This window comes from Vibrio frigidus (assembly GCF_042465995.1).
Lineage (GTDB): Bacteria > Pseudomonadota > Gammaproteobacteria > Enterobacterales > Vibrionaceae > Vibrio.
This window is the reverse complement of record NZ_JBCDMC010000006.1, coordinates 278625-293304: the sequence shown is the minus strand read 5'-3', so window position 1 is coordinate 293304 and position 14680 is coordinate 278625. Positions and strand designations below refer to the sequence as shown.

Genomic DNA, 14680 nt, shown 5'->3' with positions numbered 1-14680 from the left:
TAATATGCAATGCAAGAGTCGAGTATTTACTCACTGCTACCTATATAATCAGAATTAAACGATGGAGAAAGTCATGGAATTTACCTATGGGAACTCAACAACCATAATGTTTGGCCAAGGTCAGATAGCCGCAATAAAACAACAGATACCAACAGATAAAAAAGTATTGGTTATCTACGGCGGTGGTTCGATTAAGAGTAATGGTGTTTATGATCAAGTTGTGGCTGCGTTGTCTGAGCACCAGTGGCAAGAGTTTTCAGGTGTTGAGCCTAACCCAACAGTAGAAACGATGGACAAAGCTGTTGCGATGATTAAAGAACAGGCAATAGATTTCGTTCTCGCTGTTGGTGGGGGTTCGGTTATTGATGGTTCTAAATACGCCGTTGCAGCGGCAAAATATGATGGTGATGGTTGGGATATCCTAATAGGTAAACATAAAGTTACAGAAGCGGTGCCTCTTGCTGCGGTATTAACCCTCCCTGCAACAGGTTCAGAATCGAACGCTGGTGCGGTATTAACTAAAGCGGCGACTAAAACGAAACTTCCGTTTGGTTCTCCAGCGGTTCAGCCTATTTTTGCCGTACTAGACCCAGATACTATGAAGTCGCTCCCTGAACGTCAGCTAAAAAATGGATTGGTAGACGCGTGGGTACATACGTGTGAGTTGTATGTATCGACGCAAAAAGAAGGTGCAATGGTTCAAGATGGTTATTCAGAAGTGCTTTTACGCAACCTAATGACCTTAGCAAAAGACTATGACAATCGTGACAATGATGGTTGGCGTAGTAACCTAATGTGGACAGCAAATCAGGCACTATCAGGTTTAATCGGTGCTGGTGTGGATCAGGATTGGGCAACGCATATGATTGGCCATGAACTAACCGCGTTATATGGCGTTGATCACGCTCGTTCGCTTGCTATCATTCAACCTGCATTGTACCGCAATCAAATTGAAGTAAAACGAGCAAAACTGGAGCAAATGGGCACAAATGTGTTCGCTCTTGAATCAGGCAGCGATTTAGCGGAAAGAACGATAGAAGCAATTGAAGCGTTCTACCACAGCTTAGATGTCGCGACACAACTGTCTGAGCATGGATCAGACAAAGCAACCACTATTCAAAGTGTTCTTGCGAACCTTGAAGCACACGGTATGGTTGCACTTGGTGAACATAAAGCAATTACGCTTGAAGAAAGCCGTATAATACTCGAAGCATCGGTTGCCTAATCGTCTAGATTCCAAATAAAAAACCTCTTGAGAGCATATCTCAGGAGGTTTTTTTGTTAATACTGGGAATATAAGTGGATAGATAGGTGCAGACACGCCTTCGACACTTTTCGCAATGAACTCAAAATGAATGAATCACTCAGCCTCGGTTCAATATCAACGTGTTTTAATAACACCATCAAAACAGACAGTGAACTGAGGAAATAAAATGAAAAAGACAATTGTAACCGTAGCGGCTTCGCTAATTCTAATGCCAGCAATCGTAATGGCAGGTAACGATCATCAGAATAAAATGATTAACTTCAACGGTCCGGTCGACCTAACATCGGTAAAATCCCTATTAAGTGATTCAAGTATGTTCACAGAAAAAGATGTGATTGTTGAAGGCTACTTGATACGACAGACTCGAAAAGATACGTATATTTTTTCAGATGGAGAAGCAGAGATAGAAGTGGAACTGGATGATGACATTAATCTAGCTGCACCTATTACTGCTGAAACTAAATTGCGAATATATGGCGAATTCGAAGGTGGAAGTACGCCAGAGATTGAAGCTGAACAGATTCAAATACTATAATATTATTGTTAAAGGTAACAAAATGCCTGCTGCTGGAGTGACCTTATAAAGTTTGGCGCTCTATTTGCAGGCGTATTGTTATCCCTTTCTTCTAAGAGAAAGAGGTTATTGTGGGTATTTTGTCGGTGGCTTTGACCTTTTTATGGGGCAAGGACTAACTTGAGTATGACCCTTAACCCACCAAGATTACTTCTATCAAATGACAGATCCCCGCGGTAACTATGGACCATTTCAGACACAATGTTGAGGCCTAATCCGGACCCTGGCGTTGATTCATCTAACCTATAACCCCTTTTTACAATGTCATTGAGTTGATCATGAGCAATGCCTATTCCGTCATCATCAATAAAAAGTGTCAGCGAGTCTTGCTCTACTACCGCATGAATACGTATAAGCGTAGTGGCCCATTTGTACGCATTCTCGACCACGTTTCCTAATATCTCATCGAGATCGGTTTGCTCAATAGCCACCTCGAAGTCATGGTCTAGTTCATTCACGAGTACTAGATTGCGAGACGAATATACTTTATCAAATGCGCTCGATATTGCGTCTATGCGTTCAGAAGGATTTGATTTAACGGATAAGATGTTCATCGAACCAGCCATTCGAGCCTTACTGAGATGATAATCGATCTGCGATTGAACCTGCTTTATCGAATGCATTAAATCTTCACGTGACGGATCGGATAACTCGGCAACTTGATTATTTAATACCGATAGAGGTGTTTTGATCGAATGAGAAAGATTACCGGCATGGTTTCGCGCTCTATGCAGTAACTCTTGGTAGTGAAAGAGCAGTGCATTAAGGTCAGCAATTAATGGTGAAACTTCGGCAGGATAGTCACCTGTAATGGTGTCGATCTTACCTTTTTCTAGAGACTTCAGCTCGTTTTGGAGTGTGTTTAATGGTCGTAACGACCAAGAAACCTGAAGTAAAATAAAAATAAGAATGCCAATAAAAAGAAGCAACAAAATTAACCAAAGCTGGCCGATAACCATTTCTAGCGTATCATCAAGTGGATTTTGATCTACCCCAACAATTACGTTCAATGGCTCGGTTATGTCAGGTATATAGATTGTTTTAGAAATAAAGAGTAATTTTTCGCCTTTGGCGCCAAACAGTTCAAAAGAGTGTTGATTGTCTCTTGATTCTATATTTTTGTCCCACAGAGATCGAGAACGTAGCGTATGACTAAAACCCGTTACATTCCAATAGACGCCACTGTACGGTTGCTTAAATCTAGGGTCCGATAAACTGTCTGTAAGTGTGAGTTGGCCACTGCTGTTTACTATCAGATTGCCGGCAATCTCGTCCATAGCCAAATCTAGCTGAGAAATCACCTCAGTACGGAGGTAGTCATTAATCAATTTGGGTATTACAACACCAGCGGATCCAATCATTCCACCTAGCCAAAAGCAGGCCGCTAAAACGAGCCGGCCTCGAATGCTTAAGCGTTTAAAGCTGAACAACTTACTTTGCATTGAGTTGATATCCCAATCCACGAACCGTTTTGATTATATCTGGTGCAATCTTTTTGCGTATACGTCCGACAAACACCTCAATAGTATTGGAGTCGCGGTCAAAATCTTGTTTGTAGATATGCTCAACGAGTTCGGTACGAGAGATTACTTTTTCACTATTGTGCATAAAATAGGCAACAACCTTGTACTCAAGGGCCGTTAATTCGACAGCCTGACTGAGCCACATAACCTTTGATGATCGGGTATCCAGACTCAGATCACCGATCTGAAGAATAGGTGAGGCTTGGCCTGAAGAGCGACGAAACTGAGCTCGAACCCTAGCCACGAGCTCAACCATCTCGAACGGCTTTGTTAAGTAGTCATCTGCGCCAGCGTTAAGGCCTTCAACACGGTGCGATAAGCTGTTTCTTGCGCTGAGGATGATGATAGGGGTGTTGATATTTTCATCTCGTATCCCTTTTAAAACAGTGAGACCATCTAATTTGGGCAATCCTAGGTCTAGTACTATTGCGTCCCAATCTTCTGACGTACCTCTATACAGTGCATCAATGCCATCTTGCGCCAACTCTGCTACCCATCCTGCGCATTCGAGAGTTGAAACAATTTGTTCACCTAACTGTGGATTATCTTCGACAACTAAAATTTTCATATGATGGCTCTATTTCTTTATGACGTTCAGTAAGTTACGGCCTTTTATCTCTATTACTTCAAGTGTTGTCGCATTGTACTCGACCTTAATGACATTACCTTCGTGAATTATTTTTAATTCGTAAACCCATTCATCGTCGTCTTCATCGAGTTCAACCTTTATCAATCTGCCGTTTAACTGTTGATCGACAGCGCTATATAACTCGGAAAAAGGCTTAATCAATCCTCTCTTAACCGCATCATATACCTCATCTTGATCCTCATCGAATTCGATACTGGTGCCATTACGAAATTCATCTTGAAGCAACATATGGCCGTTCTCCTCTGAATTAGAGGCGGAAACAGAGCAAGAAAGTAGCGATATTAAGAGTAAGTTGAATACTTTAGGTTTGGGCATAACGTCATCGGCTCAGAAAATTTCTTTAAGTATATCTGAGACTAAATGAATAGAAAGTGAATGGAGTCATAACTAAAAAATGAGAAGAGAAATAGCACGATTGAAATTTGCGGTCAAAACGTTATTTAAGATAACAAATCATGCGGAAAACTGACCAAGATTTGGACCTAAATAGACCTCTATTTTTCTACTACCTTAGGATTACAGATGCACTTTACTAGCATATGCCAATAACAATACTGTAATTATAACTAGTTGTTATTAATAGACAAATAGAAAATTATTGATAGGGATCAATTTCTGGAAATGAGAATTATCGCCACAGTATGTGATCTAGTTATAAGGTTTCGCTGAACTTTTAAAAAACCATGGATAAGTTATGGACTTTAGTATTATATTAGTAATACGTATATAAGCTTTAAGTGTTTTAGTTTCTTCTTATTGTTTGGTGTTCAATTTATTTATTTTGGTCATTAGTTGTTTCAAGCGATAGTTTTAAATTATAAATATGAGCATTACATATAACACTACATTAGTTTTAAAGGATTGAAGCCCAAGCTGTTCTATTAAATGGGAATATGCAGACCAAGAGGTAACGTTTTAAATGAAAAAATTAATCATGCTGGTGGTCGTACTCTATTCTTGGGCTGGTTTATCCATGGCATCAGGAGTAGCGGAGAACACGACGCAAAAACGAGAAATAAGCTCGATAACGAGTACGGCAGATCACTCTACGTTTGAGGTGCTGAAGCAAGAGTTTGATTACGCTCCTGATGTGACTGAGGCGTGCTTAGAATGTCATACCGAAGCGTCTAAACAACTACACCAGACATTCCACTGGACTTGGTCCAAAGAGGTTGACGGTGTAAAAGTCGGTAAGGCTCAGAATGGCTTTAATAACTATTGCGTATCGGCAAAAGGAAACGAAAGTTGTACGCAATGTCACATCGGTTTTGGATGGCGTAATGAAGATTTTGATTTAGAAGCAGAAGAGAACGTTGATTGCCTTGTATGCCATGATACAACCGGTACCTACAAAAAATCAGCGGCATCATCGGGTCATCCATATTATGAAGACCAGATAATTGGTGGCAAGTTGCAAAAAGCGGTAGACCTATCTTATGTGGCGACACATGTGGGTAATCCAGAGCGGGAAAATTGCTTAGCATGTCATGCGAACGGTGGCGGTGGTAACGGCGTTAAACACGGCGATACTGATATGTCTCTCGTTCAACCTGAGTTTGCATTAGATGTACATATGAGCCCAGAGAAACTCGACTTTGCATGTCAGGACTGCCATACCACAAGCGACCATAAGATTTCAGGTCGCTACAATGACCGCAAAGCCTTTGTTGATCATGACCTCAATATGGGGCGCGACGACCGAGACGGAAATAACGTCTCTTGTGAATCATGTCATAGCGCAACGCCACACCAAGATAGAGATATTGACAATCATACAGCGAAAGTGGCGTGTACGTCGTGTCATATACCAGAGATGGCTCGTGGGGCTTACTTAACCAAACTTTCGTGGGATTGGTCAACAGCAGGAAAAACAAAAGACGGTAAACCATATGTAGAAGATCAGGTTTTTGATGGCGTGGAAAACCACTCTTATATGAGTAAAAAAGGAACATTTACATGGGGTAAAAATGTCGTTCCTGAATACCGTTGGTACAAAGGTGAGCTTAAGCAGATGACGCTGCTCGATACCATCGACCCTAATAATGCACCCATCGATATCAATCCTCCCTCTGGTAGTTATGACGATCCTGAAGCGCGTATCTGGCCATTTAAAATCCACAAAGGTAACCAACCTTACGACACTGAACTGAACAGAATCTTGCCGATTAAACTTTACGGTAAAGCATCATCGGGAGCACTTTGGACAACATTGGATTGGGGTAAGGCACTCGAGGCTGGCGCAAAACTGAACCACGTCGAATTCAGCGGCAATTACGACTTCGTTGAAACCAACGGCTATTGGCCTATCAAACACATGGTTGCACCAGCGGATCAAGCCGTGAAATGTTCAGCTTGCCATAGCAATGAAAGTCGACTGAACGGACTGAATGATTTTTATCTTGTCGGCCGTGACAGCAATACTCTAGTCGAATGGTTTGGAGCTATCGCAATTTGGGGTGGACTAGCCGGTGTGATTTTACACGCGCTAGGAAGAATACTCACTATTCGTCGCCGTAAACAACAGACTAACCAGAAGTAACTATTACAGGAATTTATGATGAACAAAACAGTTGTAATATTTAAACGGTTTGAACGCTTCTGGCATTGGGGTCAAGCGGCATTAGTATTGTTGCTGATTGTGACCGGTCTAGAGCTTCACGGAACTATCGACCTATTAGGGTTTGGAAAGAGTTCGCATTTTCACCATTTTGCGGGATTTATTTGGGCAGCACTCGTCGTGCTTATCTTTACTTGGGTATTTACTACTGGCGAGTGGAAGCAATTTGTACCGGATATGAAAGGAATCGACGGAGTCTTGCGATTCTACTTATATGGTGTGTTTGTTGGTGAACCCCATCCTCATCATATGTCACCAGAAAACAAATTTAATCCACTACAAAGAATGGCCTATCTTGGCGTGCTATTTGTCCTGATACCGTTGCAAATAGTGACTGGACTGATTTTCTTTTTCTTCCCGGAACTGCGTGCCGCAGGTTTTATTGATCACATAGGCACAGTGGCGATAATCCACACGTTTTGTGCTTATTCGGTTATCGCTTTCCTCGTTGTGCATTTGTATTTAATTACACTTGGCCAAAAGCTATCAAGCCATATGAAAGCGATGTTGTCGGGTAAAGAGTAAATAGAGTAATAAAGAATTTTAAAATAAAAAAGCAGAGGGTTTTACCATGAAAAAAATAATTTTGGGTCTGTTAGTCTCAATGATGTCATTTGGTGCATTTGCTGATGCAGCCAAGGGACAACAATATTACTTAAAATATTTGCGTCCCTATTTTAGCTATAACGGACAGGATTTTGCGGAGCAACATCTAAAAGTGGAATGGAAGCGTTATTTCAAAAAAGATGCAAAGAGGTTTATCAAGACATATAGCAAAAAACATCCAGAATCCGCTGAGTTTTTAGCCAGCGAAGATTTTCAAAAAATCGCACCGCATATTGCTGATTTTGCTATCAAATACGCGGCAGATAGTGGAGAACTCGCTAGCTGCAACTAATTAGATTAGTAATCAGGAAAGAGATAACGATATAAATTTATTCATAATTTGTCATTGAATGCGCTTTATGGTGGAGAACGACTTAACAAAATAATCTTAGTGCATTCAGTTCCTACCAAATAGATATGAGAATATTATTATGAAACTATTACCACTTTCAGCTGCGGTGATGCTGGTTCTTGCACCCTCCGTTCAGGCTGAAGAGGACCTTCAGGTACAAATTGATGAGCTAAAAGCTCAAGTACGAGAAATGAAAATTGAGAATGCGGGTCAAAATCTCAAATTTGGTGTTGATTATCGCGTCACTATGGACTCAATTGAGTACAAAATGGCTGATGGGAGCACCGCAAAAAACAGCGATCTTCTGACCAACAGGTTATGGATCAATATGGGCTACCAATACAACGATAATCTATCGTTCATTGGTCAATTATCCTATAACAAAGCGTTTGGCGAATCCTTTACACAAAGTGGTTACGCTGATTTTGACTGGGTCGTTAATGAAAACCCGACGAATGATAATTCATTAAATGTGCGTCAAGCTTACTTCCTCTATTTAGGTGAACAGTTTATGGGAGTGGACGACATGGGATGGTCATTTAGTTTAGGGAGAAGGCCTTCAACAGATGGTTTTCTAGTGAATCGTCGCGAAGGGTTTGATGAAGCACAATCTCCGTTGGGCCATTCTATAAATGTTGAATTTGACGGACTTAGTTTAAATACTAAATGGGACGAGCTAACTGGTATCCCGGGAGCGGCAATCAAGTTATGTGCGGGACGAGGCTTATCTAATACCACAACACGTTTCACAATGTCTGGCACCGATTACGCCACGAGCGAAGATGCAACAGATAACATCGATTTCGTCGGTTTCATTTTCACCCCATACGATGACGGCCAATATGATCTAAAAGCGATGGTCTATACGGCGTCCAACTTGATAGGCTATGACGCTCAAAAAATTGGAATGGGTGAGGCGCCAACGTTTTACGATTTCGGTAATCTAAATAACGCGACAGTTTCCTTTGAAATGAACGGTATCGGCGAATTGATTAATGATTTCCTAGACAATACTCGTATTTTTGCTTCTTACGCGGTATCTCAGACAGATCCTTCTACAGGCATGGCAATGTTAGGTTCTACAGAGAAAGAGACAGGTTACTCGTATTGGTTAGGCGTTAACGTTCCCGGCTTTATGGAAGATGACTCCTTCGGAGTCGAGTTCAACCACGGGTCTGAGTACTGGCGTTCATTCACCTATGGTGAAGACACAGTTATTGGGTCAAAGCTTGCTGCAAGAGGGGATGCAATAGAGTTCTATTACAATCTGCCTATTATTGACGATGCTTGGGTAGCGCAAGTCAGGTATACCAAGATCAAATATGATTACAGTGGAAGCAACGGATTTTTTGGCAGCGCGTCTGCACCATACGACATGCAGACTGCCATGTCTTACGGAATGAACCCGGTAGAAGAGGCTGAAGATATTAGGCTGTTGCTAAGATACAAATATTAAAAATAAGGGCCGTTTAGTGATAAACGGCCCTTATTTCTTCAGATAAACCATATTAAGTGTGTGGCCTATCAAAAATACAGAATTTAGCTAATAAGAATATTAGAATATAGTGATCTATTGCACACCACAATCGCCATTTTTCTTTGATTATTATTGATAGAAGTCCAAGTTAAGAAAGACACGTCTTTTCTTTTAAACCGCTAGATTACAGATGACAATTTGGAGGAACCAAATGTTTAAACATTCCCTGATTATAACATCCTTGCTGTTAGCGCCAATGTCGCTAATGGCCGAAGAAGTGGTCGGTAAAATTCAGTCCATTTCTACCAATGCGAAAGTTATTCAATACCTAAATCCTAAAACGAAAGAAGTCACGGTCATTAAATTTACCGATCAAACTAAGCTAGTCGATGCTGAATCGTTTAAAGATCTTACCAAAAATACAAAATTTAAAGCGACAGTAGACGAAAACGGTATTGCTACCAAGATTAAGAGAATACTGGTTAAGTTACCGCCAGAACAGGTAATTGATACCGACACTTTGTCTGAGTTGCTTGATGAAGGATCACCGGTATTTATCGGTGATGCTCGCCCACCGAATGTCTATAATGTAGGCCATCTTCCTACGTCTAAATCGACGCCTTCTAATAAGCTTAAGGGAAACCTTAATTGGCTACCTAAAAATAAGGACGCATTGATTGTGTTCTACTGTGGTGGTGTTACTTGTCCGTTAAGTCCTGCGGCTCTTAAGATTGCTATGGAAAATGGCTACACCAACGTAAAAGCCTATGTAGAAGGTTTTCCTGCATGGAAAGGTGAAGTTTATCCTTCTCACGTGAACGCTGACTGGGTTAAAAAGAACCTAGATAAGCACCATGTTATTTTAGACGTACGCGCTAACCCCACATCTTCGATTAAAGGAGCGGTTACGCTTCCTTCTGAAGAACTCGCCGCATTGCACGATAAAATGAACAAAGAAAAGGTGGCAACAAACAAGCGTACTATCTTTAATCTTAGGGACAAAAAAGCGCCGATCATCATAGTTGCAGATACAGCGGATGCAGATGAAGCCATTGAAGCCTATGAGATATTAACGTTCTGGAAATTTAAAAATGTTGTGATCTTAAAAGAAGGCATGGAAGGTTGGACGGCTGCGAATCTACCACAAGATAAAGCCGTGACAGAATTGGTTTATGAGAAAAAGCTTGCTAAAGGTGCAATAGAAGAAACGGCATTCGTGATGGCGGCCAAGGAAGGTACAGCCATGATTATTGATGTCCGTGATGCTGCTGAAGTTAGCCACGGTGCTGTGAAAGGTTCTATTAATATTCCTTTGGGTGAACTTGATCAAAACTTAGCGAAGATCCCAAAAGACAAGCTGGTTATTCTGCATTGTGTTGGTGGAGCACGTGCGTCACTTGGTTACACATTGTTAACGAAAAAAGGCTATACAAACGTTAAGTTTCTCAATGACACCTTTGCCGATGTTGCAAAAGACAATGGCATCGAATTGATATAATACCAATGTCATTTTTGGCCCCTTAATTAATGTGAATGGTAACGTAGGGCATAAAACTGATCGATTAATCTAATAAAGCCCACTAGAAAGTGGGCTTTATACTATAATTTTTATAATGTGAGAAAGTAGTTTAAGAGGTCGCGAAGAGTATCTAAAACACATGGATAATTGAGTGGTATTTATCTCTAATGTGCTCGATGAGTAATTGTATTTTTTTGGGTACCTGTTTGGTGTAAGGATATACGGCATAGATGCCTAGTTTTTTTGCAACTAAGTCAGGAAAGATATCGACCAAGTTTCCAGCAACGATGTCGTCATAGACTAGTACCGATGGCATGTAAGCAATGCCTCGTCCACCTAACGTGGCCCTGCGAAGTGCTGAAGCATCATCGGTTGAAAAGTTACCGGTAATGGTAACAATATAATCGCCATCTTTGCCTTTGAATTCCCACTCGGTCGCACCACTTGTTTGATAGGTATATTTAAGACAGTTATGCTTAACAAGATCATTTGGAATAAAAGGACGGCCTTTAGCTTGAATGTATTCAGGAGAGGCACAAACGACCCATTGCGAGTCAGTAATGTGCCGTGCTATTAAGCTCGAGTCTTCCAAATGACCAGTGCGTATGACCAAATCGTAACCTTCTCCAACAAGGTCAACAAACCGATTGTTGAGGTTCATCTCAATGTTAATGCCGGGATAAAGATTACAAAATTCTGCGATGGTGTCGGCTAAAACAAGTCGACCGGAAATAGTAGGAACAGACATTTTTATATTACCGCTGATTTTTTCGCCATAACCTGAAAGTGCATCTTGGCCGTCGAACACCGCTTGTTTCACAGTTTGCGCATGTTCTAACAAGGTTGACCCCGCTTCAGTTAGAGTCAGTTTCCTAGTGGTACGGTATAACAAAGCGACGCCAAGCTCTTTCTCCAACCGGGTGATTCTTTTACTAACTACCGAGTTTGTAAGGTTATTTTTCTCTGCGGCTTTGCTAAAACTGTTGAGTTCAACGACTTGGGCAAAGAGTAATAAATCGTCTGCATTCATACATTACGTTCAATTTAGAAATAATTATTTTCATTATTTCTCTATATCGCAAAAAAGGAAAGCGTTATCGTAGAAAAAGTGAACACAACAATAATTAAATCAAGACAAATGCAATGAGGTATTAGTACATGCGTATCTACCCGATGAAGCCAAATAAAGTCTATTTTTACGCCACTTGCCTAGTGGATATGTTTGACCCAGATGCAGGATTAGATGCGATACGCCTTATGGAAAAAGAGGGGCTAGAGGTTATCTTTGTTGAAAAGCAGACGTGTTGCGGACAGCCAGCTTATACCTCTGGTTATGATGAAGAAGCTAAGCGCGTTGCGTTGAGTCAAATAGCGTTGTTTCCAGAGCAGTATCCAGTCGTGGTTTTGTCCGGCTCTTGTGGTGGAATGATGCATCATCACTATAGCCGTCTGTTTAAGGGGGACGAACAAGAACAGCAGGTAAATCAGTTTTGTGAACGTGTATTTGAACTGACAGAGTTTTTAGTCAATGTATGCAGGACAAAGTTGACTGATCGAGGAGAGCCGAGTAGCGTCGTGATGCACACCTCTTGTGCGGCAAGACGGGAAATGAACGTGCATGTCACATCGACTCAACTTTTAGATCAGTTAGAGAATGTTGAGTTAAAGATGCAAGACTATGAAGAAGAATGTTGTGGATTTGGTGGCACCTTTTCAGTTAGGCATCCGGATATAAGTCAATCCATGGTTGAGGATAAAACCAAGCACATAGAAGCGACAAACTCAGATAGATTGGTGAGCGCTGATTGGGGTTGTTTGCTCAATATTAATGGAGCGTATGAGTATCAAGGGAAAGCGATTAGAGGACAACATATCGCGAGTTTCTTGATAGAAAGAATAGGGGGGGCGCATTAATGTCACAAACTCCTCAGAATTTTCATCTGCAAGCACACACCGCACTTCAAGATAAACAACTGCGTGCTAACTTTCGTGGCGCGATGGATTACCTGCGAGATAAGCGAAAAACGGCTTTTTCGGATTTAGATGAAGAGAAAGCAATTCGTGATCTTTCAGAGGCGATAAGGCAGCGCTGCTTAAGTAAACTGCCAATATTGCTTGAACAATTGGAACGCAATTGCATCAGCAATGGAATACAAGTTCATTGGGCAGAAGACGCAGAACAAGCTAACGATATTATTGCAGACATTGCCAATAGTGTGCAGGGGAAATTCATCATCAAGGGTAAGTCGATGGTGAGTGAGGAGATAGAACTCAACCATGAGATGGCAAAGCTGGGTATAGAGTGTTTAGAAAGCGATATGGGAGAATATATCGTACAACTTGATGGCGATAAGCCTTCTCATATTATCATGCCAGCGATACATAAAAATAAGCAGGAAGTCAGCGATACCTTCGAACAAAACCTAGATGATTTTACACCTACTGTTGATGTTGACGAGCTGATTCAAACGGGGCGGACTCGATTGCGTCGTAAGTTTCATGATGCGGATATTGGACTTTCAGGTGTTAATTTTGCTGTGGCAGAAACGGGAACCTTGTGTTTGGTCGAGAATGAAGGTAACGGACGGATGACGACGACAGTGCCCAATGTCCATATCGCCATAACAGGCATAGAAAAGGTTGTTGAGTTTTTATCTGATGTGCCTCCGCTTTATAGCGCATTAACCCGTTCGGCGACTGGGCAGGCAATTAGCACCTATTTTAATATGATTACGTCCCCGAGAAAGCAGGGTGAAAAAGATGGCCCAGAACAGGTTCATCTTGTGCTGTTAGATAATGGGAGAACTCAGGCTTATCGAGACGAAGAATTAAGAAAAACGCTTCAATGTATTCGTTGTGGCGCTTGTATGAATCATTGCCCTGTCTACACTAAAATAGGCGGCCATGCTTATGGTACCGTTTACCCGGGGCCGATCGGAAAAATCATTTCGCCACATCTATTAGGTTTAGATAAAACCAAGGATCTTGTGACCGCATCTAGTCTTTGTGGAGCCTGTGGTGAGGTGTGTCCAGTCCGAATTCCTATTCCTGAAATGCTACAACGTTTAAGGCGAGAAGCGAAGAATCCGGAACAAGAAGGAGCGCTTCCACTTAAAGGACAACAATCGGCTAGAAGCAAAACAGAAGCACTGGCCATAAAAAGCTTTGCTTATGCGGCGACGCATCCAACCATGTATCATTTTGGTACTCGAACGGCGACGACATTTCGCTTTCTGATGCCGAAGAAATTAGGTCCGTGGACGCAATGTAGGACGGCACCTAAACCAGCTGAAAAAACATTACATCAAAGAATGAAAGAGCATAAAAGGGACCAAAAATGAACAGTGATAACGTGAAAATGAGTTCCCAGTTGGCGAGAAACCGTATCTTGGAAAAGCTAAAACAAGCGCAGGTAACACCAATGAATAAAGAAGCGTTGGAATATCAGCCTTGGGGCCATGTAGAACAACCTACTCAGGTTGAAAAAACAGAACGCTTTATTGCCTGCATGGAAGCAAATCATACAGAGATCAAGAAAATCCTAAAAAGTGAACTAGACGTTACAATTCAAACCATTGTTAAAGACAAGGCGTTTAAAACGGCCGCTATCGGTACAACGGGAGAATATCATCAGAGTTTTGTACATGGTTTAGAAGAATTGGAGACAACGTTGTTCGATAAGGCTATCGAAGAGTGGAAGACCGAGTTATTTGAAAACGTCGACGTAGGAGTAACGCACGTTTTAGCGGGAATTGCGGATACGGGTGCATTGGTATTGTGGCCAAGCATTGAAGAACCGAGAACCTTGTCTCTTGTGCCGCCATGTCATATTGCGGTGATTAAAGAATCGATGATAATGAGCAACTTCTCTGAAGTAATGGCCGCGCAGAACTGGACGAATTCAATACCAACCAATGCACTATTGATCTCTGGTCCTTCGAAAACGGCAGACATTCAACAAACACTCGCCTATGGGGCTCATGGGCCAAGTGAGCTTGTGGTGTTAATTATAAAAGATGTGTTGTAATGACAAAATAGTGTGAAAATGAAGCGAACGAGTCAATTTTTGTTCGGTTGAACACCTAATCAAAGAATT

The 14680-nt window shown here is 41.5% G+C and carries 14 protein-coding genes; 10 read left to right on the top strand and 4 right to left on the bottom strand.

From position 1 onward, the window contains the following. The first annotated feature begins 73 nt into the window (after positions 1-73). Both AACW90_RS12425 and AACW90_RS12420 read left to right on the top strand, forming a co-directional pair. Positions 74-1225: an iron-containing alcohol dehydrogenase gene (locus AACW90_RS12425; protein WP_390234855.1), complete on the top strand. Its 1152-nt coding sequence runs from the start codon at positions 74-76 to the stop codon at positions 1223-1225. Between the two features lie 208 nt (positions 1226-1433). Beyond that, positions 1434-1802, top strand: coding sequence for a YgiW/YdeI family stress tolerance OB fold protein (locus tag AACW90_RS12420; protein ID WP_390234854.1), 369 nt, complete (start codon positions 1434-1436; stop codon positions 1800-1802). A gap of 140 nt (positions 1803-1942) precedes the next feature. Here the strand turns inward: AACW90_RS12420 and AACW90_RS12415 are convergent, their stop codons facing one another. From AACW90_RS12415 to AACW90_RS12405, 3 genes are read right to left on the bottom strand one after another with little or no spacing between them, the layout of a single operon-like run. Beyond that, the gene (locus AACW90_RS12415) at positions 1943-3283 is read right to left on the bottom strand and encodes an ATP-binding protein (RefSeq protein WP_390234852.1); all 1341 of its coding nucleotides are present in this window, start codon (positions 3281-3283) and stop codon (positions 1943-1945) included. Continuing rightward, positions 3273-3932: a response regulator transcription factor gene (locus AACW90_RS12410; protein ID WP_390234850.1), complete on the bottom strand. Its 660-nt coding sequence runs from the start codon at positions 3930-3932 to the stop codon at positions 3273-3275. The genes AACW90_RS12415 and AACW90_RS12410 overlap by 11 nt, the downstream gene beginning before the upstream one ends. A gap of 9 nt (positions 3933-3941) precedes the next feature. Further along, positions 3942-4328, bottom strand: coding sequence for a PepSY domain-containing protein (locus tag AACW90_RS12405; protein ID WP_390234848.1), 387 nt, complete (start codon positions 4326-4328; stop codon positions 3942-3944). 604 nt (positions 4329-4932) lie between these two features. On the opposite strand from AACW90_RS12405, the gene AACW90_RS12400 reads away from it, so the two are divergent. From AACW90_RS12400 to AACW90_RS12380, 5 genes are all read left to right on the top strand, one after another. Further along, positions 4933-6552, top strand: a complete 1620-nt coding sequence (locus tag AACW90_RS12400) for a tetrathionate reductase family octaheme c-type cytochrome (protein ID WP_390234846.1) — start codon at positions 4933-4935, stop codon at positions 6550-6552. Positions 6553-6567: 15 nt separating this feature from the next. Beyond that, positions 6568-7155 (top strand): cytochrome b/b6 domain-containing protein, encoded by a 588-nt coding sequence (locus AACW90_RS12395; RefSeq protein WP_229637999.1) that lies wholly within the window; start codon positions 6568-6570, stop codon positions 7153-7155. Positions 7156-7201: 46 nt separating this feature from the next. Beyond that, complete coding sequence (locus AACW90_RS12390) at positions 7202-7528, top strand: hypothetical protein (protein WP_195703026.1); 327 nt, start codon at positions 7202-7204, stop codon at positions 7526-7528. Between the two features lie 139 nt (positions 7529-7667). Beyond that, complete coding sequence (locus AACW90_RS12385; RefSeq protein ID WP_390234842.1) at positions 7668-9044, top strand: DUF3373 family protein; 1377 nt, start codon at positions 7668-7670, stop codon at positions 9042-9044. Positions 9045-9276: 232 nt separating this feature from the next. Continuing rightward, on the top strand, positions 9277-10563 hold the full coding sequence (locus AACW90_RS12380) for a rhodanese-like domain-containing protein (protein WP_390234840.1): 1287 nt from the start codon (positions 9277-9279) through the stop codon (positions 10561-10563). Between the two features lie 151 nt (positions 10564-10714). Here AACW90_RS12380 and AACW90_RS12375 read toward each other — a convergent pair whose 3' ends face one another. After that, entirely contained in the window at positions 10715-11614 is a 900-nt protein-coding gene (locus tag AACW90_RS12375; RefSeq protein ID WP_347997756.1) for a LysR family transcriptional regulator, read from the bottom strand. Positions 11615-11742: 128 nt separating this feature from the next. Here AACW90_RS12375 and AACW90_RS12370 point away from each other — a divergent pair, with 128 nt between their 5' ends. Genes AACW90_RS12370 through AACW90_RS12360 form a run of 3 tightly spaced genes read left to right on the top strand, consistent with a single transcriptional unit; the run spans position 11743 to position 14611 of the window. Beyond that, positions 11743-12498 carry a (Fe-S)-binding protein gene (locus AACW90_RS12370; RefSeq protein WP_390234838.1) on the top strand — a complete coding sequence of 252 codons (756 nt, stop codon included), beginning with the start codon at positions 11743-11745 and terminating at the stop codon, positions 12496-12498. After that, entirely contained in the window at positions 12498-13925 is a 1428-nt protein-coding gene (locus AACW90_RS12365; protein ID WP_390234836.1) for a LutB/LldF family L-lactate oxidation iron-sulfur protein, read from the top strand. The genes AACW90_RS12370 and AACW90_RS12365 overlap by 1 nt, the downstream gene beginning before the upstream one ends. Next, positions 13922-14611, top strand: coding sequence for a LutC/YkgG family protein (locus AACW90_RS12360; RefSeq protein WP_390234834.1), 690 nt, complete (start codon positions 13922-13924; stop codon positions 14609-14611). Before AACW90_RS12365 ends, AACW90_RS12360 begins: the two co-directional genes overlap by 4 nt. Positions 14612-14680 lie beyond the last annotated feature (69 nt).

Coding starts and splice junctions, on each gene's coding strand:
- AACW90_RS12425 (WP_390234855.1), top strand. CDS start 74: ATGGAATTTACCTATGGGAACTCAACAACCATAATGTTTGGCCAAGGT.
- AACW90_RS12420 (WP_390234854.1), top strand. CDS start 1,434: ATGAAAAAGACAATTGTAACCGTAGCGGCTTCGCTAATTCTAATGCCA.
- AACW90_RS12415 (WP_390234852.1), bottom strand. CDS start 3,283: ATGCAAAGTAAGTTGTTCAGCTTTAAACGCTTAAGCATTCGAGGCCGG.
- AACW90_RS12410 (WP_390234850.1), bottom strand. CDS start 3,932: ATGAAAATTTTAGTTGTCGAAGATAATCCACAGTTAGGTGAACAAATT.
- AACW90_RS12405 (WP_390234848.1), bottom strand. CDS start 4,328: ATGCCCAAACCTAAAGTATTCAACTTACTCTTAATATCGCTACTTTCT.
- AACW90_RS12400 (WP_390234846.1), top strand. CDS start 4,933: ATGAAAAAATTAATCATGCTGGTGGTCGTACTCTATTCTTGGGCTGGT.
- AACW90_RS12395 (WP_229637999.1), top strand. CDS start 6,568: ATGATGAACAAAACAGTTGTAATATTTAAACGGTTTGAACGCTTCTGG.
- AACW90_RS12390 (WP_195703026.1), top strand. CDS start 7,202: ATGAAAAAAATAATTTTGGGTCTGTTAGTCTCAATGATGTCATTTGGT.
- AACW90_RS12385 (WP_390234842.1), top strand. CDS start 7,668: ATGAAACTATTACCACTTTCAGCTGCGGTGATGCTGGTTCTTGCACCC.
- AACW90_RS12380 (WP_390234840.1), top strand. CDS start 9,277: ATGTTTAAACATTCCCTGATTATAACATCCTTGCTGTTAGCGCCAATG.
- AACW90_RS12375 (WP_347997756.1), bottom strand. CDS start 11,614: ATGAATGCAGACGATTTATTACTCTTTGCCCAAGTCGTTGAACTCAAC.
- AACW90_RS12370 (WP_390234838.1), top strand. CDS start 11,743: ATGCGTATCTACCCGATGAAGCCAAATAAAGTCTATTTTTACGCCACT.
- AACW90_RS12365 (WP_390234836.1), top strand. CDS start 12,498: ATGTCACAAACTCCTCAGAATTTTCATCTGCAAGCACACACCGCACTT.
- AACW90_RS12360 (WP_390234834.1), top strand. CDS start 13,922: ATGAACAGTGATAACGTGAAAATGAGTTCCCAGTTGGCGAGAAACCGT.